The organism is Acinetobacter populi, assembly GCF_002174125.1.
Classification (GTDB): domain Bacteria; phylum Pseudomonadota; class Gammaproteobacteria; order Pseudomonadales; family Moraxellaceae; genus Acinetobacter; species Acinetobacter populi.
The window spans coordinates 244,261-268,508 of sequence record NZ_NEXX01000003.1 but is presented as its reverse complement, the minus strand read 5'-3'; the positions used below and the strand labels follow the sequence as shown (position 1 = coordinate 268,508).

At 41.9% G+C, this 24,248-nt stretch carries 16 protein-coding genes and 1 pseudogene; 10 read left to right on the top strand and 7 right to left on the bottom strand.

Features of this window, described 5'->3' with window-relative positions; all coding sequences use genetic code 11:
* The first annotated feature begins 152 nt into the window (after positions 1-152).
* Entirely contained in the window at positions 153-2,792 is a 2,640-nt protein-coding gene (locus tag CAP51_RS10380) for a bifunctional aconitate hydratase 2/2-methylisocitrate dehydratase (protein WP_087620683.1), read from the top strand.
* 431 nt (positions 2,793-3,223) lie between these two features.
* On the opposite strand, the gene sstT is transcribed toward CAP51_RS10380, so the two are convergent.
* Complete coding sequence (gene sstT, locus CAP51_RS10375; protein ID WP_087620682.1) at positions 3,224-4,444, bottom strand: serine/threonine transporter SstT; 1,221 nt, start codon at positions 4,442-4,444, stop codon at positions 3,224-3,226.
* 321 nt (positions 4,445-4,765) lie between these two features.
* On the opposite strand from sstT, the gene tkt reads away from it, so the two are divergent.
* The 4 genes from tkt to CAP51_RS10350 all read left to right on the top strand — a co-directional run bounded on the left by tkt (position 4,766) and on the right by CAP51_RS10350 (position 9,392).
* The gene (gene tkt / locus CAP51_RS10370) at positions 4,766-6,751 is read left to right on the top strand and encodes a transketolase (RefSeq protein WP_087620681.1); all 1,986 of its coding nucleotides are present in this window, start codon (positions 4,766-4,768) and stop codon (positions 6,749-6,751) included.
* 271 nt (positions 6,752-7,022) lie between these two features.
* Complete coding sequence (locus CAP51_RS10365; RefSeq protein ID WP_087620680.1) at positions 7,023-7,610, top strand: IMPACT family protein; 588 nt, start codon at positions 7,023-7,025, stop codon at positions 7,608-7,610.
* Between the two features lie 211 nt (positions 7,611-7,821).
* Positions 7,822-8,451, top strand: coding sequence for an acyltransferase (locus tag CAP51_RS10355; protein WP_087620678.1), 630 nt, complete (start codon positions 7,822-7,824; stop codon positions 8,449-8,451).
* Between the two features lie 98 nt (positions 8,452-8,549).
* A complete protein-coding gene (locus CAP51_RS10350) occupies positions 8,550-9,392 on the top strand; it encodes a universal stress protein (protein WP_087620677.1) in 843 nt (280 codons plus the stop codon).
* A 175-nt stretch (positions 9,393-9,567) separates the two neighbouring features.
* Here CAP51_RS10350 and CAP51_RS10345 read toward each other — a convergent pair whose 3' ends face one another.
* Positions 9,568-10,269: an O-methyltransferase gene (locus tag CAP51_RS10345; RefSeq protein ID WP_213062691.1), complete on the bottom strand. Its 702-nt coding sequence runs from the start codon at positions 10,267-10,269 to the stop codon at positions 9,568-9,570.
* Positions 10,270-10,733: 464 nt separating this feature from the next.
* On the opposite strand from CAP51_RS10345, the gene pheA reads away from it, so the two are divergent.
* From pheA to CAP51_RS10330, 3 genes are read left to right on the top strand one after another with little or no spacing between them, the layout of a single operon-like run.
* On the top strand, positions 10,734-11,834 hold the full coding sequence (gene pheA / locus CAP51_RS10340) for a prephenate dehydratase (RefSeq protein WP_087620676.1): 1,101 nt from the start codon (positions 10,734-10,736) through the stop codon (positions 11,832-11,834).
* A gap of 48 nt (positions 11,835-11,882) precedes the next feature.
* Positions 11,883-12,998, top strand: coding sequence for a histidinol-phosphate transaminase (gene hisC / locus CAP51_RS10335; protein WP_087620675.1), 1,116 nt, complete (start codon positions 11,883-11,885; stop codon positions 12,996-12,998).
* 6 nt (positions 12,999-13,004) lie between these two features.
* On the top strand, positions 13,005-15,257 hold the full coding sequence (locus tag CAP51_RS10330) for a bifunctional prephenate dehydrogenase/3-phosphoshikimate 1-carboxyvinyltransferase (RefSeq protein WP_087620674.1): 2,253 nt from the start codon (positions 13,005-13,007) through the stop codon (positions 15,255-15,257).
* A 120-nt stretch (positions 15,258-15,377) separates the two neighbouring features.
* Here the strand turns inward: CAP51_RS10330 and CAP51_RS10325 are convergent, their stop codons facing one another.
* The 3 genes and pseudogenes from CAP51_RS10325 to ptsP all read right to left on the bottom strand — a co-directional run bounded on the left by CAP51_RS10325 (position 15,378) and on the right by ptsP (position 20,905).
* Positions 15,378-17,111: a fructose-specific PTS transporter subunit EIIC gene (locus CAP51_RS10325; RefSeq protein WP_087620673.1), complete on the bottom strand. Its 1,734-nt coding sequence runs from the start codon at positions 17,109-17,111 to the stop codon at positions 15,378-15,380.
* A gap of 4 nt (positions 17,112-17,115) precedes the next feature.
* Complete coding sequence (gene pfkB, locus CAP51_RS10320) at positions 17,116-18,048, bottom strand: 1-phosphofructokinase (RefSeq protein ID WP_087620672.1); 933 nt, start codon at positions 18,046-18,048, stop codon at positions 17,116-17,118.
* A gap of 4 nt (positions 18,049-18,052) precedes the next feature.
* Positions 18,053-20,905, bottom strand: a pseudogene (gene ptsP / locus CAP51_RS10315) (phosphoenolpyruvate--protein phosphotransferase).
* 374 nt (positions 20,906-21,279) lie between these two features.
* Between ptsP and CAP51_RS10310 the strand changes: the two are divergent.
* Positions 21,280-22,320, top strand: coding sequence for an NAD(P)H-dependent flavin oxidoreductase (locus CAP51_RS10310; RefSeq protein ID WP_087620671.1), 1,041 nt, complete (start codon positions 21,280-21,282; stop codon positions 22,318-22,320).
* 50 nt (positions 22,321-22,370) lie between these two features.
* On the opposite strand, the gene ygaH is transcribed toward CAP51_RS10310, so the two are convergent.
* Together ygaH and CAP51_RS10300 are read right to left on the bottom strand one after the other, a co-directional pair.
* Positions 22,371-22,712, bottom strand: coding sequence for an L-valine transporter subunit YgaH (gene ygaH, locus CAP51_RS10305; RefSeq protein WP_087620670.1), 342 nt, complete (start codon positions 22,710-22,712; stop codon positions 22,371-22,373).
* A complete protein-coding gene (locus tag CAP51_RS10300) occupies positions 22,702-23,433 on the bottom strand; it encodes an AzlC family ABC transporter permease (protein WP_245809132.1) in 732 nt (243 codons plus the stop codon). The genes ygaH and CAP51_RS10300 overlap by 11 nt, the downstream gene beginning before the upstream one ends.
* Positions 23,434-23,542: 109 nt before the next feature.
* Here CAP51_RS10300 and CAP51_RS10295 point away from each other — a divergent pair, with 109 nt between their 5' ends.
* Positions 23,543-24,019: a hypothetical protein gene (locus CAP51_RS10295; RefSeq protein ID WP_087620668.1), complete on the top strand. Its 477-nt coding sequence runs from the start codon at positions 23,543-23,545 to the stop codon at positions 24,017-24,019.
* The last annotated feature ends 229 nt before the right edge of the window (positions 24,020-24,248 follow it).

The window sequence follows — 24,248 nt, the reverse complement described above, 5'->3', positions numbered from 1 at the left end:
TTATTTTAAAAATAATCGACATCATTTTTAAAGCACAGTTTCTGCATTAACTTTCTTGCCTAAATTTAGTAGAATTTGACAGTTCATATTATTTGTGTACGCAACAATTGCGAGTCATCACAAATAATTTTTTAAAAAAGAGGAATAACACCGTGCTAGAAGCTTACCGCCAACACGTAGAAGAACGTGCCGCACTCGGAGTCCCACCGAAGCCACTTGACGATGCCCAAACTGCTGAATTGGTTGATTTGTTGAAAAATCCACCCGCTGGCGAAGAAGCATTCTTGGTTGATTTACTTGAAAACCGTGTTCCGGCAGGTGTTGACCAGGCTGCATATGTAAAAGCTGCGTTTCTAGCGGCTGTTGCAAAAGGTGAAGCAACTTCACCATTGGTAAGCAAACAACGTGCTGTAGAATTACTGGGTACTATGCTTGGTGGTTACAATGTTGCACCTTTGGTTGAATTACTTGATGATGCAGAATTGAGTAGCTTGGCTGCTGAAGCTTTAAAGAAAACGCTTCTGGTATTTGATGCATTCCATGATGTTGCAGAAAAAGCCAAAGCTGGTAATGCCAATGCCAAAGCTGTTTTACAGTCTTGGGCAGATGCAGAATGGTTTACTAGCCGTAAAGATGTACCAGAAGAAATTAAAATCGTGGTATTTAAAGTTACTGGTGAAACTAATACCGATGATTTGTCTCCAGCACAGGATGCGTGGAGTCGTCCAGACATTCCTTTGCACGCCAATGCAATGTTGAAAAACGAACGTGATGGCATCTTCCCGGAAAAACCAGGTGAAGTTGGTCCATTAAAACAAATTGAAGAATTAAAATCTCGTGGTATTCAGGTTGCCTATGTGGGTGACGTGGTTGGTACAGGTTCTTCACGTAAATCTGCAACCAACTCTGTGCTTTGGTTCTTTGGTGACGAAATTCCACACATTCCAAACAAAAAAGATGGTGGTGTGTGTCTGGGTTCTAAAATTGCACCTATTTTCTTTAACACCATGGAAGATGCTGGTGCATTACCAGTAGAAATTGATGTTGCTGAAATGAATATGGGTGATGAAATCACGCTGAAAATCAACAAAGACACTGCTGTTGTGACTGCATTTAAAAATGGTACACAAATCGCAGAATCTGAGTTGAAAACACCTGTACTTTTAGATGAAGTACGTGCCGGTGGTCGTATCAACTTGATCATTGGTCGTGGTTTAACGACTAAAGCACGTGAAGAATTAGGTCTTGCACCTTCTGAATTATTCCGTCATCCAAAACAACCAGAAGATACCGGTACTGGCTATACACTGGCACAAAAAATGGTTGGCCGTGCATGCGGTTTACCAGAAGGTAAAGGTATTCGTCCAGGTACATATTGTGAACCAAAAATGACAACTGTTGGCTCTCAAGATACAACAGGTCCAATGACACGTGACGAGTTAAAAGACTTGGCATGTTTAGGCTTCTCTGCCGATCTTGTGATGCAGTCGTTCTGTCACACTGCTGCATATCCAAAACCAGTTGACGTACAAATGCAACATTCACTACCAGACTTTATCATGAACCGTGGTGGTGTATCTTTACGTCCGGGCGATGGTATTATCCATTCATGGTTAAACCGTATGTTGTTGCCGGATACCGTTGGTACTGGTGGTGACTCACATACCCGTTTCCCAATTGGTATTTCTTTCCCTGCTGGTTCTGGTCTAGTTGCGTTTGCCGCAGCAACAGGTGTAATGCCATTGGATATGCCAGAATCTGTATTGGTAAAATTCAAAGGTAAAATGCAACCGGGCATTACCTTACGTGATCTGGTACATGCAATTCCTTACTATGCGATTAAAGAAGGCGATTTAACCGTTGAGAAGAAAGGTAAGAAAAATATCTTCTCTGGACGTATTCTTGAAATCGACTTAACAGAAATGGAAACAGAACTGACTGTTGAGCAAGCATTTGAATTGTCTGATGCATCTGCTGAACGTTCTGCTGCGGGCTGTGCAATCACATTGTCTGAAGAGAAAGTTGCCGAATACCTGCGTTCTAACATTACCATGTTGAAATGGATGATTTCACAAGGTTATGGCGATGCACGTACTATGGCACGCCGTGTTGAAAACATGGAAAAATGGTTGGCAAATCCAAGCTTGCTCAAAGCGGATGCCGATGCTGAATACACCAAAGTTTACGAAATCGATTTGTCTGAAATCACCGAACCTGTACTTTGCTGCCCGAACGATCCAGATGATGCAAAACTGTTGTCTGACGTACAAGGCGTAAAAATTGATGAAGTGTTTATTGGTTCTTGTATGACCAATATCGGTCATTTCCGTGCAGCTGGTAAATTGCTGGACAAAGTACCGGGTGGTTCTTTAACAACGCGTCTATGGATTGCTCCACCGACACGTATGGATGAAAACCAGTTGATGGAAGAAGGTTTCTACAATACCTATGGTAAGGCTGGTGCTCGTACAGAAATGCCGGGCTGTTCATTATGTATGGGTAACCAAGCACGTGTTGCACCAAATACCACATGTGTATCTACATCTACCCGTAACTTCCCGAACCGTTTAGGTCAGGGTGCAAATGTTTATTTGGCTTCTGCTGAATTGGCATCTGTTGCTGCGGTACTGGGTAAATTACCTACACCAGCAGAATATCAGGAATATGCTGCACAAATTGACAGCATGTCTTCAGACATCTACAAATATTTGAACTTTGATCAAATGTCTGATTACACCAAAGCTGCTGATGGCGTAGACACCAAGAAAATTGCTGCTGCACAATTGACTTAATTTATTGAAATATAGATAAAATTAAGTGATGATAAGGGCTGAGTAATCAGCCCTTATTTTTTGTAAATAATCTTTAACCTGTATTGAGAATTACTCTTTAGATCATAAAGAATTGTAAGAGTGTTTTTGTATCCTCTTTAATAAGAATGACATGAGAAACTTGAGACCATATTCCAAAAAAAGTCCTTTGATTGATCGTTAAAGGTAATGTGATCATTTAAAAAAACAATAACTTACTGATTTTTAGGGCGAATGCGTAATAGATTAAAGCTAAAATAGACTTAAGATTTTTAATCAAATGAGATTCAGTGAATATTTTTGTTTTTTTATGGTGATGCAACAAAAGTAGTCATAAAAAACAGGTGATATATTCGAATAAATACTCAAAATATATCACCTGTTTAGATCGTTAAGCCTATAAAAATTCTAGATTATTCAGAAGTGATTAAACCTTCTTTTTGCTTTAACGCCTGATCTGCTGCAATGATAAATAATACATCCGTTGAGGAGTTTAATGCAGTTTCAGTTGAGTCCTGTAAAATACTAATCACCATACCGACAGCCACAACTTGCATAGCAATATCATTACTGATGCCAAACAGGCTACAAGCCAATGGAATTAGCAAAATAGAACCACCTGCAACGCCGGCTGTACCACAGGCACAAATTGCAGAAACAAGTGATAATAGCATCATGGTGCCAAGATCAACCTGTATATCAAGTGTATGTACAGCAGCCATAGTTAAAATACTGATCGTTACCGCAGCACCTGCCATATTAATAGAAGAGCCAAGCGGTACAGCGATGGAATATAAAGATTTCTCAACACCCATACGATCGGCCAGTGCAAGATTGACTGGAATATTGGCAGCAGAACTTCGGGTAAAAAATGCAGTTACGCCACTGTCTTTTAAGCATGTAAACACCAGAGGATAAGGATTGGCGCGAATAACAAAAGCTACGATCAGTGGATTAATGACCAACGCAACGAATAACATCGTGCCAAGTAATACCAACAAGACATGCAGATAATTTTTGATGGCATCAACTCCAGCATCGGCAATAGAAACCACGACTAGACCAAAAATACCGATCGGGGCACATTTGATAACCAAAGTAATAATATAGGAAATACTATTGGAAAAATCCCGAATCACTTGTTTGGTGGTTTCACCTGCATGACGGATTGAAATACCGATACCAATTGCCCATGCCAGTACACCGATAAAATTGGCATTAGCCAATGCATGTACAGGATTATCAATAAAGTTAAGCAATAAACCTTTTAAAACTTCACTGATATCACTCGGTGGTTGTACTGCTGCATCATAAGCATGTTTGAGATTTAACTCGGAAGGAAAGACTAAACTTGCCAGTACCGCAGAACCGGCAGCCAAAGTGGTACCAATCGCATATAAAATAAAAATATAGCGAATTTGTTTATTATTGGAGGGTTGATAATTGGTAATCGCAGAAATCACCAACATAAAGACCAAAATAGGTGCGACGGATTTTAAGGCTTTGATAAATAATTCGCCTAGAATTTCAAAATATGCAGCACTTTGTGGGAAAATAAATGCCACCACGATACCGAGAATAAAGGCAATAAAAATTTGTGTAACCAGATTTAGTTTAGTCAGTATTTGAAACATTGGTATGTGCGATTTAGCCAAATGGAAGGCGCAAAGGTTAAATCATTACAACAATAATGGCTAGAATTTTTTATCGGGCTTAGTGATATGGGAACAGTTGAAATGCTTATGTCGATACAAAATATCTAATTTTTGGCTGTAAATATAAATTATTAATCTGACAGTTGTGTGATGCCTAGGTGGTTTGGCGTTTTTTTGTGTGCTAAGGCAAATTTTTCAATACAATGCTTTACCCATTTGATTTTTTTTAGGACAATATGCAACATCTCTTTGTAGTCCTGTCTACAAAACCCACCGAGTTAAAATTTTGGAATCTGATCTATGACAACCCAACTTAACGAACGTCGTATTGCCAACGCAATTCGTGTATTGGCGATGGATGCTGTACAGCAGGCAAATTCGGGTCATCCAGGTGCGCCAATGGGTATGGCTGATATCGCCGATGTGGTCTGGCGTGAGTTTTTAAATCACAACCCAAGCAATCCTCAATGGGCAAACCGTGATCGCTTTGTGTTGTCTAATGGTCATGGTTCAATGTTGCAATATGCATTATTGCATTTAACCGGTTATGACTTATCCATTGAAGATTTAAAACAATTCCGTCAATTACACTCTAAAACACCGGGTCATCCGGAATTGGGCTATGCACCGGGGATTGAAACCACAACCGGACCTTTAGGTCAGGGGATTGCCAATGCTGTGGGTTTTGCCATTGCCGAGAAAACACTGGCTGCACAGTTTAATAAAGCTGATTTAACCGTTATTGATCATTATACCTATTGTTTCTTGGGCGATGGCTGCTTAATGGAAGGTATTTCCCATGAAGTCTGTTCACTGGCCGGCACCTTAAATCTGGGTAAACTGGTGGTGTACTATGACGACAACGGTATTTCGATTGATGGTGAAGTTGAAGGCTGGTTTAGTGATGATACCGAACAACGCTTTCACGCCTATGGCTGGCAGGTTCTTCGTGTAGATGGTCATGATACAGATGCCATTCGTGAGGCAACGCTTACTGCCAAAGCCGAAAGCAACAAACCGACCTTGATCATCTGTAAAACAGTGATTGGATTAGGTTCACCAAATAAACAGGGTAAAGAAGACTGTCATGGTGCGCCATTAGGTAAAGATGAGATTGTCCTTACTCGTGAAGCATTAGGTTGGAATGAAGATGCATTTGTTATTCCGGCAGATATCTATGCTGCTTGGGATGCCAAAGCCAAAGGACAGCAATCCGAACAGGCTTGGAATGAAATTTTTGCACAATATCAGGCAAAATATCCAACCGAGGCAGTGGAATTAAAACGTCGTATTGCGGGTGACTTACCGGCCGACTTTGCTGCACAAGCAGACCAATTTATTGCCGAAACCAATGCCAAGGGCGAAACCATTGCAACACGTAAAGCCAGTCAAAATACTTTACAAGCATTTGGACCATTGTTACCTGAATTACTGGGTGGTTCTGCCGATCTTGCAGGTTCAAACCTGACATTGTGGAAAGGTTGTGAAGGCGTTCAGGATAATCCTGCGGGTAATTATATCCATTATGGCGTACGTGAATTTGGTATGACCGCAATTGCCAATGGTATAGCATTACATGGTGGTTTTATTCCTTACGTGGCAACATTCCTGATGTTTATGGAATATGCGCGTAATGCAGTACGTATGTCGGCATTGATGAAACAGCGTGTGATCCATGTTTATACTCATGATTCTATTGGTCTGGGTGAAGATGGCCCAACACATCAGCCGATTGAACAAATTGCTTCTTTGCGTGGTACACCGAATTTAAATACATGGCGCCCAGCAGATACCGTTGAAACAGCAATCGCATGGAAATCTGGCTTACAGCGTCAAGACGGTCCAACTGCACTGATCCTTTCTCGTCAAAACCTGCCGTTCCAGAATCGTACTGCGGAGCAACTGGATAATATTGCCAAAGGTGGTTATGTATTGGCTGCTGAAAAAGGTGAGTTAAAAGCCATTATCATTGCAACAGGTTCGGAAGTTGACTTGGCAATGCAAGCTTATGCTGAGCTTGACGGTGTACGTGTGGTTTCTATGCCATGTGCTGAAATCTTTGTACAACAGGACGCGGCATATCGTGAGGCTGTTTTACCTGTACAAGTTCGTGCCCGTGTTGCAGTCGAAGCTGCGCATGTCGATTACTGGTGGAAGTTTGTCGGTCTGGATGGCAAAGTGATTGGTATGACTACTTATGGTGAGTCTGCACCAGCCAAAGATCTGTTTAAATATTTTGGTATTACCAAAGATGCTGTCGTTGAGGCAGTTAAAGCTGTCATTTAAAATATAAGTGATGTATTTACAATCGAGCTTTGGGGGTGTGCGTGCCGCCAAAGTTCTCTGGCAATTTTTGTCGTCAATGGCGATAAAAATTGCTAAACCATATTCAATATTATTAATATAATGTTCTGATTATAATTAAGTTTTATCTATTTAGGATTGTGTTTATTTATTTAACTTTATTGTATTGCTTTAATTCTGCCGATTTATAGATACAAGAAAAATCATAATTTTTGTATAATTGGTTCACAAATTTATTTTATTTATCATTTTTATGGCATTTACCATTGCAGCATTGGTCGAATCTGAACAAGAAATTAAAAAAAGTCGTTTTCAGGGCTTTGCCGTCCCAGTACAGTCCGAACAAGAGGTCAAGGATTTTTTGGAGCGCAACAAGGACATCAGTACCACTCATCAATGTTGGGCATGGAAAATTGGCCATGATGTGCGTTTTAATGATGATGGTGAACCCTCTGGTACCGCAGGACGTCCCATTCTTGCCAGTATTGAAGGCAATGATTTAACCAATGTTCTGGTTTTGGTCAATCGCTGGTTTGGCGGCATCAAGCTGGGTACAGGTGGGCTAGTGCGGGCATATGGCGGTTGTGCCGGGCAAACTCTGTTATTGGCAGAAAAAATAGAACTCATTCCGACCAAAACTGCACAACTGACGTGTCATTTTTCCGAATGGGCAAAATTACAATATGAATTAAATCATCAGCAGATTGAGTATCAGGAAGATTATCATGCAGAAGGTGTGACATTGCTGTGTGATTTAAAGTTGGATCAGATTGCACCACTGAAACTGTTTTTACAGGATTTAACTAGAGGCCGCGAACAATTACATGTACTTGATGAATAGGGTTATGCGTCCTCTCTTGCGAGGCAATGCCTCTCAGGCCGCGAACAATTACATGTACTTGATGAATAGGGTTATGCGTCCTCTCTTGCGAGGCAATGCCTCTCAGGCCGCGAACAATTACATGTACTTGATGAATAAAGTTATGCGTCCTCTCTTGCGAGGCGATGCCTTTCAGACCGTGAACAATTAAGAATTCTTGAGGCACAAGAAAATGGTTGAAGATCATGATCCTTTATTGAAATATCGGGAACAGCATCAGCATCGTCTTAATTATATGCCGTGGCTATATTGGAAATTAAAGCCCAAACATTTGCAGTGGGCCAGCGCATGGCAGCAGGAATATCAGGCATATTTACAGGATATGGAAGATATCGAGATTGGTAAAGATTGTTTTATCTCACCATTGGCACATCTTTTTGCCGAACCGGGACGTAAAATTAAAATTGGTGATCGTTGTTTTATCGCAGCAGATTGTGTCTTACATGGACCTTTAACGCTTGGTAATGAAGTGGCGATTAATCATCACTGTACACTAGATGGCGGTCGGGCAGGGATTCATATTGCGGATCAGGCACGTTTGGCTGCCTATACGCATGCCTATGCCTTTAATCATGGCATGAAAATGCAGGCACCGATTTATGATCAGGCAGTCACATCAAAAGGAATTTATATTGGTCGGGATGTTTGGATTGGTGCCGATGTTGGTATTGTGGATGGGGTGAAAATTGCCGACTATGCAGTGGTTGCAATGAATAGTGTGGTGACCAAAAATATAGAGCCGTATTCTATCGTGGCAGGAAATCCAGCCAGAGTCATTGGCAATCGACGTAATAAAAAGTAAATTGAATCGATAGGTTACAGAAACACATAAAAAAAAGATGTGATGATTAAACTTTTGTCTTAGTATAAATAGAATTAGATAAAAAACAGGAGACTGTGATGAAACGTGTCATTGCCTGTATCGATGCTTCACCGTGTGTCAATGCAACTGCCGAAGCTGCGGCATGGATTGCACAAAAAACACAACGTCAGCTCGTTTTGCTACAAGTATTAGATTATCGTCCTGCCAGTTATCATTTAGGGGAAATTAGCGGGGTGATTGGTTTTGAAAGCAATGCTATGTTGCTTAAAGAGCTGGCTGATCTGGATGAAAAACAGTATCAGCTTGCGCAGCAATATAGTGATGATTTACTGCATTATATTTCCAAATTAATTGAAGATAAGTTTTCCATTCATCCGCATATTGTCCAACTGAGAGGGGAGTTCCTCGAACAGTGTTTTAATGAACTTACGGTTGATGATATTGCCGTTGTTGGAAAGATTGGTGAAAATGCCGCAGAAAATAACAAACCGGTTGGCAGTAATGTCGAAGGTTTGATTCGGGGCACAAAATCAACCGTTTTAACAGTAGGTGAAAAATTTACCCCGCCAACAAGCTTCTTATTTGCCTATGAATATTCCCCGATTTGTCAGGCCATGCTCAAACGGGTTGGACAGAGCGATTTACTGAAGGATTTAACTTGTCATCTGGTCTATGTCGGCGATCAAAATGGTATTCTGGATCAAGCCATTGATTATTTGAACTTTGCTGGCATAAAGGTACATTCAGAATATTTATATGGTGATGTGGCAGAAACCTTGCTGGATTATCAAAAGCAGCATGCAATTGGGTTAATGGTCATGGGGGCATTTAGTCATAGTAAATTGCATCAGTTCTTTTTGGGGAGTACCACTTTAAAAATTTTTAAAGAATCAGATGTACCGATGCTGGTCACTCGTTAAGCATTTACAGTTTTACACAGTTATCCTCAAAATATGTGGATAACTGTGTTTATAAAAGCTCGGAAGCCTTATGTTTATTAGTGTTGCATCGGGTTGGTTAAAAAATGGCTATTGGGTGGTAAGGTGCTGATATTATCATGTTGATTCCTCAAATAGCGATTAGACCAACGTAGATTTATTTAACAATGGCCAGTGCAAATCCATCATAGCCTTTGCTACCCACAGTTTGCATGGCGGTACACGAAGCAATTTTTGGATGATCTTGCAGGGCTGTAAATAAATCTCTTAACCCGTTAATGCTAGGCTTTTGATTTTCAGGATTGATAATTTCTGCGGCTCGAATGACATTGTCCATGACAATCACTGTACCAGAATGGGAACGGGCCAGACATAATTCCAGATATTCGGGATAGCTTTGTTTATCTGCATCAATAAAAATAAAATCAAATGGAGCGGTATCTGCGGGTAAACTGCGAATGACATCGGCAGCACGACCAAGACGGGCATCAATTTTATCGGCATAACCTGATGCATCAATATTTTCCTGTGCCAGTGCAATATGGGTATCCCGTCCTTCAATAGTCAGGATATAACCATCTTCCGGTAACGCCTTGGCCATATAGATTGTGCTGTATGCTGCAAAAGTACCTAATTCCAGCACGCGCTTGCATTGATTCATCTGAATCAGCATGGCCAGAAACATGCCTTGATTGGATGCCACATGTAGATGTCCGGGAAACCCCAGTTCCTCTGTATGTTGCAGGGTTTTTGTCAAGATTGGATCAGGTGCAAATAAATGCTGTTCGATATAATCATCGACAGCAGTCCAAGTGTCTTGTGCAGTTATCGTGGACAGGTTTTTTTCAATCTCTGACATCTTTGGTTTAAACATTTGAAAAGATGCCATATTCTAAACGTTGAACTATCGACTTTCTAGCCAGCGGTAACATTAAAGTAAAAGTTTTAAAATTTCTCTGTTTGGCATCTGTATTTTATTTAAGACACGAATGGCATTGGCACTTAAACTGCCAAAAATACTGTGGTGGCAATACAAAATAACCAGATGAAATAGCGTGATAGAAAAGTATTTAAAAATTTATTACGAATGCTTTGTGCTGGGTTTTGCATGGGATAAACACCATTTCCTTGCTTATTCTGAGTGGTCGCTGTGCAGTAAACTAATAAAAAGCTCAAGCCAACTAAAGTTATTTTCCGAATGAAGATAAAATATATCAGCTTGTTGTAAAAATAGACAATATTCTGTTTAGAGCGCTTAGTAAGCAAGATTTTAGCTGATAGCCTTGCTATACTGTACGGCAAAATTGGTGAAGGCAAATCAAGATGCAACAAGATAAGGACACAGCTTTGGATCTCCAGCAAATTCGTCAAGAGATTGATCAGGTCGATGAACACATCCAACAATTATTAAATCAACGTGCCAAACTTGCCGAGACAGTTGCCAAGGCAAAATTTGCCAGCGAAACCAATCCAATTTTTTATCGTCCGGAACGGGAAGCGCAGGTATTGCGTAAGGTGATGGAGCGTAATACCGGTCCATTATCCAATGAAACCGTAGCACGATTGTTCCGTGAAATCATGTCCGCCTGTCTGGCACTCGAAGCACCGCAATCCATTGCATTTCTGGGGCCTGTGGGCACGTTCACTCAGGCCGCAGCCATTAAGCATTTTGGTCAAGATGCAATTACCAAGCCGATAGCCTCTATTGATGAAGTATTCCGTGAAGTAGAGTCTGGTTCGGCGCATTATGGCGTGGTGCCTGTTGAAAATTCATCAGAAGGCGTGGTAAATCATACGCTGGATTGTTTTAAAGCTTCACATTTGCATGTGATTGGTGAAGTAGAATTACCAATTCATCATCAATTTTTAATTTCAAGCAATACCCGTAAAGACAGCATCAAACAGATTTATGCACACCAGCAAACCTTGGCGCAATGTCGTCACTGGCTGGATGCACATTATCCGGGTGTAGAGCGTGTGGCTTTAAGTTCCAATGCCGAAGCTGCCCGCCGTATCAAAAATGAATGGCATTCTGCGGCAATCGCCAGTGATGTGGCAGCACAGATTTATGAGCTGGAAATTTTACATGCCAATATTGAAGATAATCCTGAAAATACCACACGTTTTCTGGTGATTGGCCGTGAAAAAGCAGCAAAAAGCGGACATGATAAGACATCATTACTGATTTCTGCACATGACAAAGCTGGGGCATTACTGGAAATTCTGGCGCCATTTGCCAAGCATAACATTACTTTAACCAGTATCGAAACGCGTCCGGCTTTACCTGAAAAATGGGCCTATGTTTTCTTTATTGATTTAAAAGGGCATGTTGAAGATGACAATGTGAAACATGCTTTAGATGAAATTCGTCCGCATGTCAAAGAGTTAAGGGTTCTGGGTTCTTATCCAATTGCAGTGTTATAAGTCGTTCCATAAGATCATTATTGTGCAAATTTTAGCGAGTTTTATATCATGACATCTACATTTACGCCAACGCGATCTGAAACCATTACAGTTGCAAATCAGGGTATTGAACGCCTTAAACCGTATCAACCGGGTAAACCGATTTCCGAACTTGAACGTGAATTAGGCATTCATGATATTGTCAAACTGGCTTCCAATGAAAATCCATTAGGTTGCTCGGATAAGGTTAAACAGGCAGTGATTGATCAGGTGGCTGAAATTGGACGTTATCCTGATGGTGGTGGTTTTATTCTTAAAGACCAGATTCATAAACAGTTTGGTTTTGAGCATGATCAGATTACGCTCGGTAATGGCTCGAATGATTTACTGGAAATTATTGCCCGTACTTTTGTCTCAGAACAAGACTCTGTGATTTATAGTGAGCATGCATTTGCTGTCTATGCATTGTTAACACAAGCCATTAATGCACAGGCGATTGAAGTACCAGCTAAAGATTTTGCGCATGATCTAGAAGCGATGGCAGCAGCGATTCAGGACAATACCAAACTGATTTTTATTGCCAATCCGAATAATCCGACAGGTACATGGTTTGAAGAAGCAGAATTTGTGCAATTTATGCAAAAGGTTCCAGCGCATGTGGTCGTCGTATTGGATGAAGCCTATGTGGAATATTTCCCGGAAAACTTTAATAGCCTTAAATTTCTAGCACAGTATCCAAATTTAATTGTGAGTCGTACCTTATCCAAATGTTATGGACTGGCAGCATTACGGGTTGGTTTTGCACTGGCATCTGTACAGATCACCAATTATTTAAACCGGATTCGTCAACCTTTTAATGTCAATCATCTGGCGATGGTGGCAGCCGTGGCCGCATTACAGGATCAGGATTTTATTGAAAAATCCCGTCAGGTCAACAAAGCCGGCATGGCGCAATTACAACAAGGCATTGAACAATTAGGTTTAAGTTATGTGCCTTCTCGTGCCAATTTCTTATTGATTAACATTGATGCTGATCCAGCTCAAACCTTTAATGCTTTGTTAAAGCAGGGCGTGATTGTGCGTCCGGTTGGCATTGACAAACATATTCGTGTATCAATCGGTACAGAAGCCGAAAATGCCAAGTTCCTGACAGCATTGGCAACTGTGCTTGGGTCTAAGGAATAAGGATCGATGTCACAAGCTGTATTATTTGAAAAAGTTGCTTTTATTGGTCTGGGGCTGATTGGCTCAAGTCTGGCACGTGTGATACAGGCGCAGCATCTGGCAAAGTCAGTGGTAGCATCAACACGCTCGGTCAAAACTTTACAGGATGCCAAACAACTGGGTCTGATTGATGCAGGTTTTCATGATGCAGGTGAAGCAATTAAAGGTGCCGATTTAATTGTACTGGCTTTACCTGTGCAAGCCACACAATCTGCACTGGAAAAAATTAAACCCTTCTTGCGTGAAGATGCCATCATTACTGATGTCGGCAGTACCAAAGGTAACGTGGTTGATGCAGCCAAGGCAGTATTTGGTGAGAATCTACCTAAAGGTTTTATTCCTGGGCATCCGATTGCAGGTAGTGAGCATAGTGGTGTACATGCAGGTAAAGTTGATTTATTTGCCAATCACAAAGTCATTCTAACGCCATTACAAGGTAGTGACAAAGAAGCGGTACAAAAACTTATTCAGCTTTGGCAAGCAGCCCAAGCCGAAGTGATCTGTATGGATGTTGATCGTCATGATGAGGTATTGGCACATACCAGCCATTTACCGCATTTAATGGCGTTTAATCTGGTTGAGCAACTGGCAAGTCGCAAGGATAATCTGGATATTTTCCGTTATGCTGCCGGGGGATTCCGTGATTTTTCCCGTATTGCTGCCAGTGATCCGCAGATGTGGCATGACATCTTTTTTGCCAATAAAAAAGCAATTTTAAATGCTGTTGCAGGATTTGAACAGCAGTTACAACAATTCAAGCAAGTGATTGAAAACGAAGATTCACAAAAATTAATGGGAATGTTAGGTCATGCCCGTGCTGCACGGCAGCACTTTAATCACATGCTTGCCAACCAACCCCTGATGGAGAACCATACTGTGACACAACAATTCACGATTTTGCCGGGCACACAAAAATTTGAAGGCAAATTTACCGTACCGGGTGACAAGTCTGTGTCACATCGTTCAATTATGTTTGGTGCGATTGCCGAAGGCACCACACATGTCACCGGTTTTCTGGAAGGCGAAGATGCACTGGCTACCTTACAGGCATTTCGTGATATGGGTGTTTCGATTGAAGGCCCGAAAAATGGTGAAGTGACCATTCATGGCGTGGGCATCAATGGCTTAAAGGCACCGGCCAGTGCTTTATATATGGGTAATTCTGGGACCAGTATGCGTTTGCTTTCCGGTATCTTATCGGCACAACAATTTGATTCTGTTATGACTGGTGATGCCTCCTTATCCAAACGTCCGATGGAGCGGATTGCCAAACCACTACGTTTAATGGGTGCGAAAATTCAAACCACCGGTGAAAAAGGTACGCCGCCAGTTAGCATTACTGGTAGCCAGCAACTTCAAGGTATCCATTATGATTTACCGATGGCATCGGCACAGGTAAAATCCGGTATTTTACTGGCGGGACTATGGGCGAATGGTGAAACGTCTGTTACAGAGCCAGAACCGACTCGCGATCATACCGAACGCATGTTACGTGCTTTTGGTTATGAGGTAAAAACTGAAGGTAATAAAATTTCACTCATAGGTGGTGAGAAGTTGACGGGTACGGATATTCAAGTACCTTCCGATATTTCCAGTGCAGCATTTTTTATGGTCGGTGCAGCTATTACTCAGGGCGCAGATATTACTCTCGAAGCGGTTGGGATTAATCCAACACGTACTGGTGTGATTGAAATTTTAAAACAGATGGGCGCAAACCTTACAGTTGAAAATGAACGTATTGCCGGTGGTGAACCGATTGCCGATATTCATATTCGTGGTACCCAAACCTTAAAAGGCATTCATATTCCGGAAGATCAGGTGCCTTTGGCGATTGATGAATTTCCTGCATTATTTATTGCAGCTGCATGTGCAGAAGGTGAAACAGTATTGACTGGTGCGGCAGAATTGCGGGTTAAGGAATCTGATCGTATTCAGGTGATGGCCGATGGTTTAAAACTATTGGGTATTCAATGTACGCCAACAGCAGACGGCATTATTATTCAAGGTAAAGGCAAAGCAGGCGATTGGTCACCTGTATTTGCTGGTGGACAAATCGAGTCACATCATGACCATCGGATTGCCATGAGTTTTAGTATGGCCGGATTACGTGCTGCCGAGCCGATCACTATTGTGGGTACAGAGACTGTAGCAACCAGTTTTCCAACCTTTACTGAATTGGCAACACAAGCAGGGCTGTTGTTGCAAGTGAGTAATATATAGATATATCATTGTATTTATAAAAGATTTAGTTTTTAATATGATGCAAATTTGATTAAATTAAAAAGAGTCCAACATTTCTAATGCTGGACTCTTTTTAATGATCATTTTAGTTTTTTACTATTATTTCACCGTTACCACTGTATTTGTAACAAGCAATGGCTTTTTAAGTAAAGCATAAGAAATTCCAGTAACCAGACTTCCGGCAGAAATCGCAACCAAGTAAAGTAAGGCATGATTAATTGCATTTGGAATTAATAGAACGAATACACCACCGTGCGGTGCCATCAATTCACAATGAAATAATGCCACCAATGCACCCGTGAGTACACCGCCGGCAATGCTGCAAGGAATAACCCGCATCGGATCCTTGGCTGCAAATGGAATGGCGCCTTCGGAAATAAAACAAAGTCCCAGTACAAAGGCAGCTTTACCTGCATCACGCTCGGCTTGATTAAATTTATTTCTGGCAATCAAGGTGGCAATCGCCAAACCTATGGCTGGCACCATACCGCCTGCCATAGTTGCTGCCATTGGCATATACGTTTGTGTGGTGAGTAGTCCGACAGTAAATGCATAAGCTGCTTTATTAATCGGACCACCTAAATCCACACACATCATACCAGCCAGAATCATACCCATTAATACGGCATTGGTGGTGCCCATACTATTGAGAAAATTTTGCATCACTTCAAAAATTTGTGCGACAGGCTGCCCAACCACATAAATCATCAGCAATCCCACCAGCAAACTGGTGAGCAATGGGATAATTAGAATCGGTTTTAAAGCTTCCAAACTGCTGGGTAATTTGATCTGTTTGGCAAATAATAAGGCCAGATAGCCTGCCAAAAAGCCGGATACAATTCCACCAAGAAATCCAGCCTGTAGTTGTGTTGCCAGTACACCCCCGATTAAGCCAGGTGCAAGACCAGGGCGATCAGCAATCGAGTAGGCGATATAGCCAGATAACATCGGCACCATCAGTAAAAAGGCAGCATCACCAATCTGTTTTAATGCAGCTGCCAGCGTACCAGCTTCCTTAAAGGCATCAATGCCAAAACAGAATGACAGGGCGATGAGTAAACCGCCTGCCACAACCATTGGTAGCATAAATGAAACACCTGTGAGTAAGTGTTTATATACGCCGATTTTTTCTTTTTTCTCGCTTGTGCTGTCGCTATTTGTGGCGTTTTGTTGTTTGCCTGATTCTAAAACCTTGGCTTCTTTGATCGCATTTTCAAAGGTTTTATCCGTTTGTTTCAGGGCAAAACTTGTACTACAGCGGTAGACTTTTTTCCCAACAAAGCGATCAATATTCACTTCGATATCGGTGGCTAGAATCACAATATCAGCTTGTTCAATCACCTGATCAGATAAAATATTTTTTGCCCCAACGGAACCTTGTGTTTCGACCTGAATCTCATAGCCGTGTTTGGTTGCGCCTTGCTGTAGGGCTTCTGCTGCCATAAAGGTATGGGCGACACCTGTGGGGCAAGCCGTAATTGCAACAAAACGGTGTGCTCCTGATGTTGTAGTCTGCGTATTTTGAAGGAGCTCATCAATATTGCTGGTGTGCGCTAATGCATATTGCAATGCTTGATTTGCATCTTGCTGTACATCTTTAATGGCAATGACGGCAACTTTTTTATCTTTTAAGTTTTGTGGAAGGTTACTTTGTTGACCGACAAAAACAATCACATCAAAAGCATTGAGAGCTAGTGCATCGGTATTTTGGTTAACCTGTGCGTCAAAACCTGATGTTGTCGCAATCGCGGCAAGTTTTTTGGCACAAATTAAAGCATCAATGGCTTGCTTGGGGGAATTTGCAATAAATAATATTTGTTGAATCGCTTGCATGATATTAATTTAACTCCTTGGTGGAGATGTTTTGTTTCAAATCTTCAATCAAGGATAAATCTGAAAGATGAAAACCGATTTGGGTGACGGCATGACTGGCAATCGCAGTTGCGGTGATCAAGGTCTGTTCTGGTGTGGTTTGCGCCAATAAGCCATGAATCATGCCTGCCAGTAAAGAATCACCGGCACCTACAGTACTGATGACCTGAACTTTCGGTGCAGTAGCATGTAATGGATGCTGAGGATGCAACCAGTTCACACCATGCTCACCCATCGATACCACAATATTTTCAATCTCGGCATCGAGTTTGGCAAACAATTGTTGTTGTTCGGCAGCAGTGGTGGCGGGCAGTTGGTAGGTTTCAGTCAGTTCATCACTATTGGGTTTGATGAGCCAAGGATTGGCGGTAATCGCTGCACTCAAAGCATTGCCACTACTATCAACAGCAACTTTTTTGCCTTTTGATTTTAACCAAAGGATTAGTTGTGTGAGTTCTTCCGGGCTAAATCCTTGTGGCAAACTGCCTGAGATCACCACAACATCAACCTGATCCAATATAGTTTCAATATTGTGCTGTAATTGTTGCTTTGCCTGTACATCAACCCAGAAACCTTTACCGTTGATATCGGTCATTCGTCCCGATTGTTCGGCAATTTTAATGTTCTGGCGGGTTTCCCCAGCAATATAGACAAAATGGTTGTCAAAGTTTTGTGCAGCAAAATGTGTGTCAAAGATTTGACGGTTATCTTGTCCGAGAAAACCACTGATGATCAGTTCATGTCCGAGATCTTTGAGTACCTGAGCGACATTCAGCCCTTTACCTGCGGCATGGCTCTGTAGAGCATGATGTCGATTGACTTCACCTACTTTTAAGGTGTCGAGTTGCAGCGTAATATCAATTGCAGGATTTAAGGTAATGGTTAAAATTTTTGCCATGTTGTTAGGCTCCCAAAGCACGAACAGATGTTGCACTATCACACTGTAATGCTTGATGAGCGAGTGTCTGACAATCTGTAAAATTAAGTTGACGGATTTGTGCTTTTACTAATGGAATGCTGGTACTGGACATACTCAGTTCATCTACTCCAAGTCCCATTAGGATTGGCACTGCTTTGGGATCGGCAGCAAGTTCACCGCAGATACCCACCCATTTGCCATATTGATGGGCAGCCCGTACAGTTTGATCAATGAGTAATAAAATACTCGGATGTAAGCCATCTGCTTCGGCAGAAAGTAATGGATGTCCTCGGTCAATCGCCAGTGTATATTGCGTCAGATCATTGGTACCGATACTAAAGAAGTCGACTTCCTGTGCCAGAATTGGTGCCAGCAAGGCAGCCGAAGGAACTTCAATCATGATACCGACTTGTAGATTTTTACAAGGATATTGCTGGCGTACTTCATCTAAAATGGCTTTGGCTGCACGCCATTCTTCTACACGGCCAATCATCGGAAACATGATGCGTAAAGGCCGGTCATCCGCAGCTTTTAATAAAGCAATCAATTGTTGCTGTAATAATTCTGGTTTTCTCAAGGTGAGACGAATACCGCGTAAACCCAGAAATGGATTTTCCTCGCTAGGGAGTGGTAAATAGGGCAGTGGCTTATCACCCCCGACATCCAGTGTGCGGACGACAAGTGGGCGACCTGCCAGTGTATCCAGTACCGTGCGGTAATCTGCTTGCTGAATCTCTTCACTTGGCGCATTTTGATGTGCCATAAATACCAGTTCGGTACGTAATAGACCAATCGCTTCGGCACCATCATTGACCGCTTGTTCGGTGGCGTGGATATTGCCGATATTGGCTGCAATTTCAATCTGATGGTGATCCAGCGTAATGGCCGGTGCCATACAGTGTTTTTCCGCTTCCAGACGGAGAGTATGTTGGCGTTCACGCTCATGGATGGCTTGTTCAATCAGTGTGGCATCCGGTTGTATGATAAATTCGCCGCTATCACCATTGATCAATACAGTCTCATTGTTTTGAATGTCCAACACATGCTGACCTGCACCAACAATGGCTGGAATACCCAATGCTCGGGCAACAATGGCGCTATGCGCACTTGCACCGCCAACAGCGGTTAAAATCCCGGCTACACGTTCTTTATTTAAACGTGCCACATCACTGGGCCCTACATCTTGCATGATCAATATATAGGGAGAATCAGGCGCAATCTGTTCTTCCACGCCACATAAATGCGCCAGAATACGTTCACCAATATCGCGTAAATCGGCAGCACGTTCGGCCAGTAAGCGATCCTGTAAGGCTTCCTGTGCCTGTGCTGCCGATTCAATATAATCATGCCAGGCCGCAGCGGCAGACAAACCCTGTTTTAAGCCTTTTTGCACATTGTGAATGAGTTCCGGATCATCAAGCATTTCCAGATGTGCCGTGAAGATTTGCTTAATGTCATCGACATCAGTTTTGGCAATCAATTGATAAATATTATTTTTAACCGTATGCAGGGCAATATCGAGTTTTAGGCTTTCATCCTTGATATTGCTTGCTAGCCGTGGGTAATCATATTGACGCGGCTTAATCACATATGCCGGACCATAGGCCAGTCCGGTTGAGGCGGCAATGCCTTGTGTCTTGGCATCTGTATCTGTATTAGATTCAAATGTTAAAATTTCAGGCTGTGTATTTGCAGTATTTTGCTGTGTATCAATGGGTTGAATTTCTTCTCCCAGACCTTGCTGGACCGCGGCAATGATCTGGCTTAATCCTTCTACCGCGTCGCTATCAGGTTCGGCAATAAAGGTCAGGTGCTGTCCACGCTGACAACCCAAGGATAAGAGTTTGGTCAGACTTTTGGCAGAAACAAAGGCACCATCATCGACTTGAACATGTATTTCGCCCTGAAATTTTTTGGTGAGATTTACCAACTGGGTGGCTGGTCGTGCATGCAGGCCATGGGCATTGGCCAACTGTACGGTTTGCGATGGTCAATCCGGAATAATATCCGCACCAATCAGCTGTGCCAGTTGATGTGCATCCTGTTCTGCATTGATTTGAGACGATTGCTCTGGATTGAAAAAAATATCCAATAGTCGATTAAGCTGTGAAAGATCCATTTGATCATTGTTTGCAATACAGACCAATGTTTGTAAATTTTTATCCTGATACTGTATGGGAGATTCTGATTGTACAATCGCAATTGCCGGACTTAAAACCTGTTGATGTGCGCTAATCGACCAGATTTCTTCATTGAGCTGTATTAGGTGTTTGGGGTTAAGCGCGCTTAGAAAACCACATTCAACATAGTGATGCTGTTTTAAGCGTTGCGTTGCCTGCCAGAAAAAATCCTCAATATCCTGTGCGGCAACTTGCGTAGCAATCAGTTGTTCATGCAATGCCAGTGTTGCAGGCTGTGCCTGTAATAGCTCGACCACTTGTTCTGGTGTGTTTGCAGCCTGAATTTGTTGTGATATATCTTGATTTAGGGCTTTGGTTAATAATTGTAAGACCTGCAAATGCTCATCGGATTTTGCGGCAATTACCACAGCTAAATAAATTGTATTTTCACCATCCCAAAGTACGCCATTGGGGAAGTGTGCCAGTCGGATACCTGTTTGCTGAATATATTGCCTCGATTGCGGCGTCCCATGCGGGATAGCGATGCCTTGTCCTAAATACGTTGGACTTTGTTGTTCACGTGCGGTCAGGCCATCGAGGTATTCGGGACTGACCAGTTGATCTTCTACTAAAATATCGACTAGACACTGTAATGCTTGCGCTTTATCGTCAGCATGTTGATTCATTCGAACATGTTGTATATCTAGTGCTAACATAAAGATTCCTTGAAAATATAAATCGAAAGAAAGGGCGTGATAAAATCTGGCAGGCGCATTGCCATGAACTTCACTTCATCTTGTGGTATTCACGCCGCATTGATGAAATTTTAATTTAAAAACACAATGCCTTAATGAATTGTGCTTACGCCTCATCTGGATCGAGAAAAACAAAGTACAAATTTTACTATGAAAACCGATGAAATATATATTTTCATTGGCTTTGATTAAATGCTTAGCTATTTTTTGATCAAAAGAATGCCGATGAGCGGTTTAAATTACTATATGATGTAAATAACCAACATCACTGAACAAAATTCAGCAGGGCGAAATTCATGTTAAGCTAAGTGTTTGATATTAATTTGAGACCAATCATGGATTTATTACAACAACTTGATATTGTTCATCCCATTTTTGTTGCGCCTATGGCAGGTGTATCGACACCAGAACTGGCTGCTGCGGTTTCTAATGCAGGCGGTTTAGGAGCATTAGGTTTAGGTGCAAGTTCAGCTCAGGCTGCAAAAACAGCGATTGAGAAAACCCGTCAATTGACACAAAAACCGTTTCAGGTCAATTTTTTCTGTCATCAACCGGTCGAATATGACCCACAGCATGCCCAGCAATGGATCGACTATTTAAGCACTCAGTTTGCCGAGTTTGATGCGGCACCTCCACAAACTTTGCAGAAAATTTATCAAAGTTTTGCGGAAAATGATGATTTACTTGATGTTGTACTAGAAACAAAACCAAAAGCGGTGAGTTTTCATTTTGGTTTGCCCCGTCCGGATCAAATGACCGCTTTAAAACAAGCCGGTATTTTGACTATGGTGTCTGTGACACAACTCAGTGAAGCGCTTGCAGCACAACAAGCTGGCATTGATATCTTAATCGCTCAGGGGATTGAGGCGGGCGGACATCGCGGTACTTTTAATCCGCAGTGTGATGCAGGTTTGGCAACACTGGATTTGTTATTGTTGCTTAAGCAGTATATTGATCTGCCGATTGTTGCCGCAGGTGGCATTATGACTGGCGAAGATATTCGTTTATATCGTGAATTGGGTGCAGATGCGGCTCAGCTTGGTACGGCTTTTGTACAGTGTGCAGAATCGGCAGCCAATGATGCTTATCGTGCTGCTTTATTTGAGCAACCTCTTACTCAGATTAGCGATAGTATTTCTGGTCGGGCAGCACGTGGTTTGTTTAATGCGTGGCATCAATATGTCGATTTACCTGAGCGTCCACAACATGCTGGCTATCCATATAGTTATGATCTGGGCAAGCAGTTACATGCCGCAGCCAGTAAACAAGGTGAGCAAGGCTTTGGCGCATTCTGGGCAGGCAGCAATGTGGCGAATATTCGCCGTCTGGATGCTACGGCGTTGATGCAAACCTTGCTTGATGAAATGAGTGAGTAAGCTATAAATGATTTGGCTTTGGGCTTTTATCTAATGATCTGAATAAAAGCCTAAACCGGAAGATAGGTAAATACCAAGCCATAACAAAGTGCGGCCAACAGTGTCGCCAGTACAATTTTTTTAGTTAAGAAATACACCAATACCAATATCGAAAAGCCACATACCATTGCCAGCGTTTTTGCGGGATTTTCCAGTAAAGGTGGTAATGTTGCGACCATCAGCATGGCACAAATGGCGCTGATGCCAATACTGCCCATAGCAACCCCAATCCATGCATGACCTTTCTGAGTTTGCTTGCGATGTTTCCTCTGCAAAAACCATAGTGGGGCAAAACGGCTTAAAAAATTGGCAATACCGACCACAATACCGATGATAATAATTTCAAGATGCATGTGTGATCCTTTTATGATATTGATACTGCACGATGGCGGTCAGCATACCTGCAATAATCCCAATAAAAATTGCAAAGGATAGCCCAACAAAAATACAGCCGAATGCACTAACGAGCATTGAAATGGCTATCACATATTTTTGTTTGTGTTCAAATGCTGCCAGTAAAAAACTTAAAAATAAAGCCGGCAATAAAAAGTCCAGACTGGCCTGTAAAAATTTGGGTAAATGCTGGATCTGATTGGCAAATAAACCACCCAGTAAAGAACCAAGTGCCCATGAGGCCCATGACGTTAAACTTAAGCCCAGCATCCACGATTCCGACCAATGTTGTCTACGCTGGGATAACTCGATCAAACCACGGGCAAAGACTTCATCGGTCAGGCCCCATGCCCAAACCGCAGTTTTTTTTAGTTGTAATGGCTTGGGGATATTTTGGTATAACGCAGGACCATAAAGTACATGACGAATATCCAGTGCAATGACGGTAATGGCAGCAAGCCAGATCGAACTGCCTGAAGCCAGCAAGGCAATCACCAGAAACTGACTGGCACCAGCATACATGGTACTGGAAAGGAACAGGGCTTCCCAAGGACTAAAGCCATAACTGACCGCACCAACACCAAATGCAAAAGATACTGGTAAATAGGTAAAAACAATGACCAAGGCATCTTTTGCGCCATCCCGGAATGTACCGGGTGAAATTAATATTTGTGAATTCAAAATAAAACCGCTGTTGTAGCAAAAATCAAAACCTGCAAAGTATTGAGTATTCTAAAGCAATTCCTTAGTATTCCCAGTACAAATATCATCAAATCATGGTTAGTTTTTCATGAACATTAAAACGGTTTCTATTTTATCTGCATTATGTGTCAGTTTGGCTCTGGCGGGATGTGGCAACAATGAGCAACAACAAGAAATTAAACCAGCACAGAAATTAAGTAATGATGCATCTGCTTTGGCAAATGAAGCATGGATATTGATTAATCAGCTGGATCAGGTTTTATACTCAGGTGAAACAGATAATCTGGATGAGGGGGTACGTAAGCCTTTACGTGAGCTTTCCACACGTTGGCGGATTGAGGTGAAAATGACCGATGCCGTGACCGAAGGGAAATATGCGCTGTGTCGTAAATCGCTAACCACACTTGATGCATGGGCACGAAGTATTAATGAACATTCCAGCGATATTGAAAAGAAAAAAGCAGATTATGAACGAGATAAGGCATTGTGTAAAAATGCGATTGAACATCCGGAACTCGGCAATACTTCACCAAAATTAATGGCTAAGCCAAATCCTGAGGGTTAAAAATCTGAGATAGATATTCTTTATATTTTTAATTTAAATATGCAAAAATCATGCCATAAAATGAAAAATTGTTGACCTATTTATTTCTGTTGTGTATATATTTATTGTACCGCATTGGCAAAGTCGCCAATGACACAAGGGTTGTTAAAATCTTATGAGTGAATAGATTTTAACTGTTGATGCAATTGATTTTTGCATTGTACGTACACCCTGAATGACATATTGAATT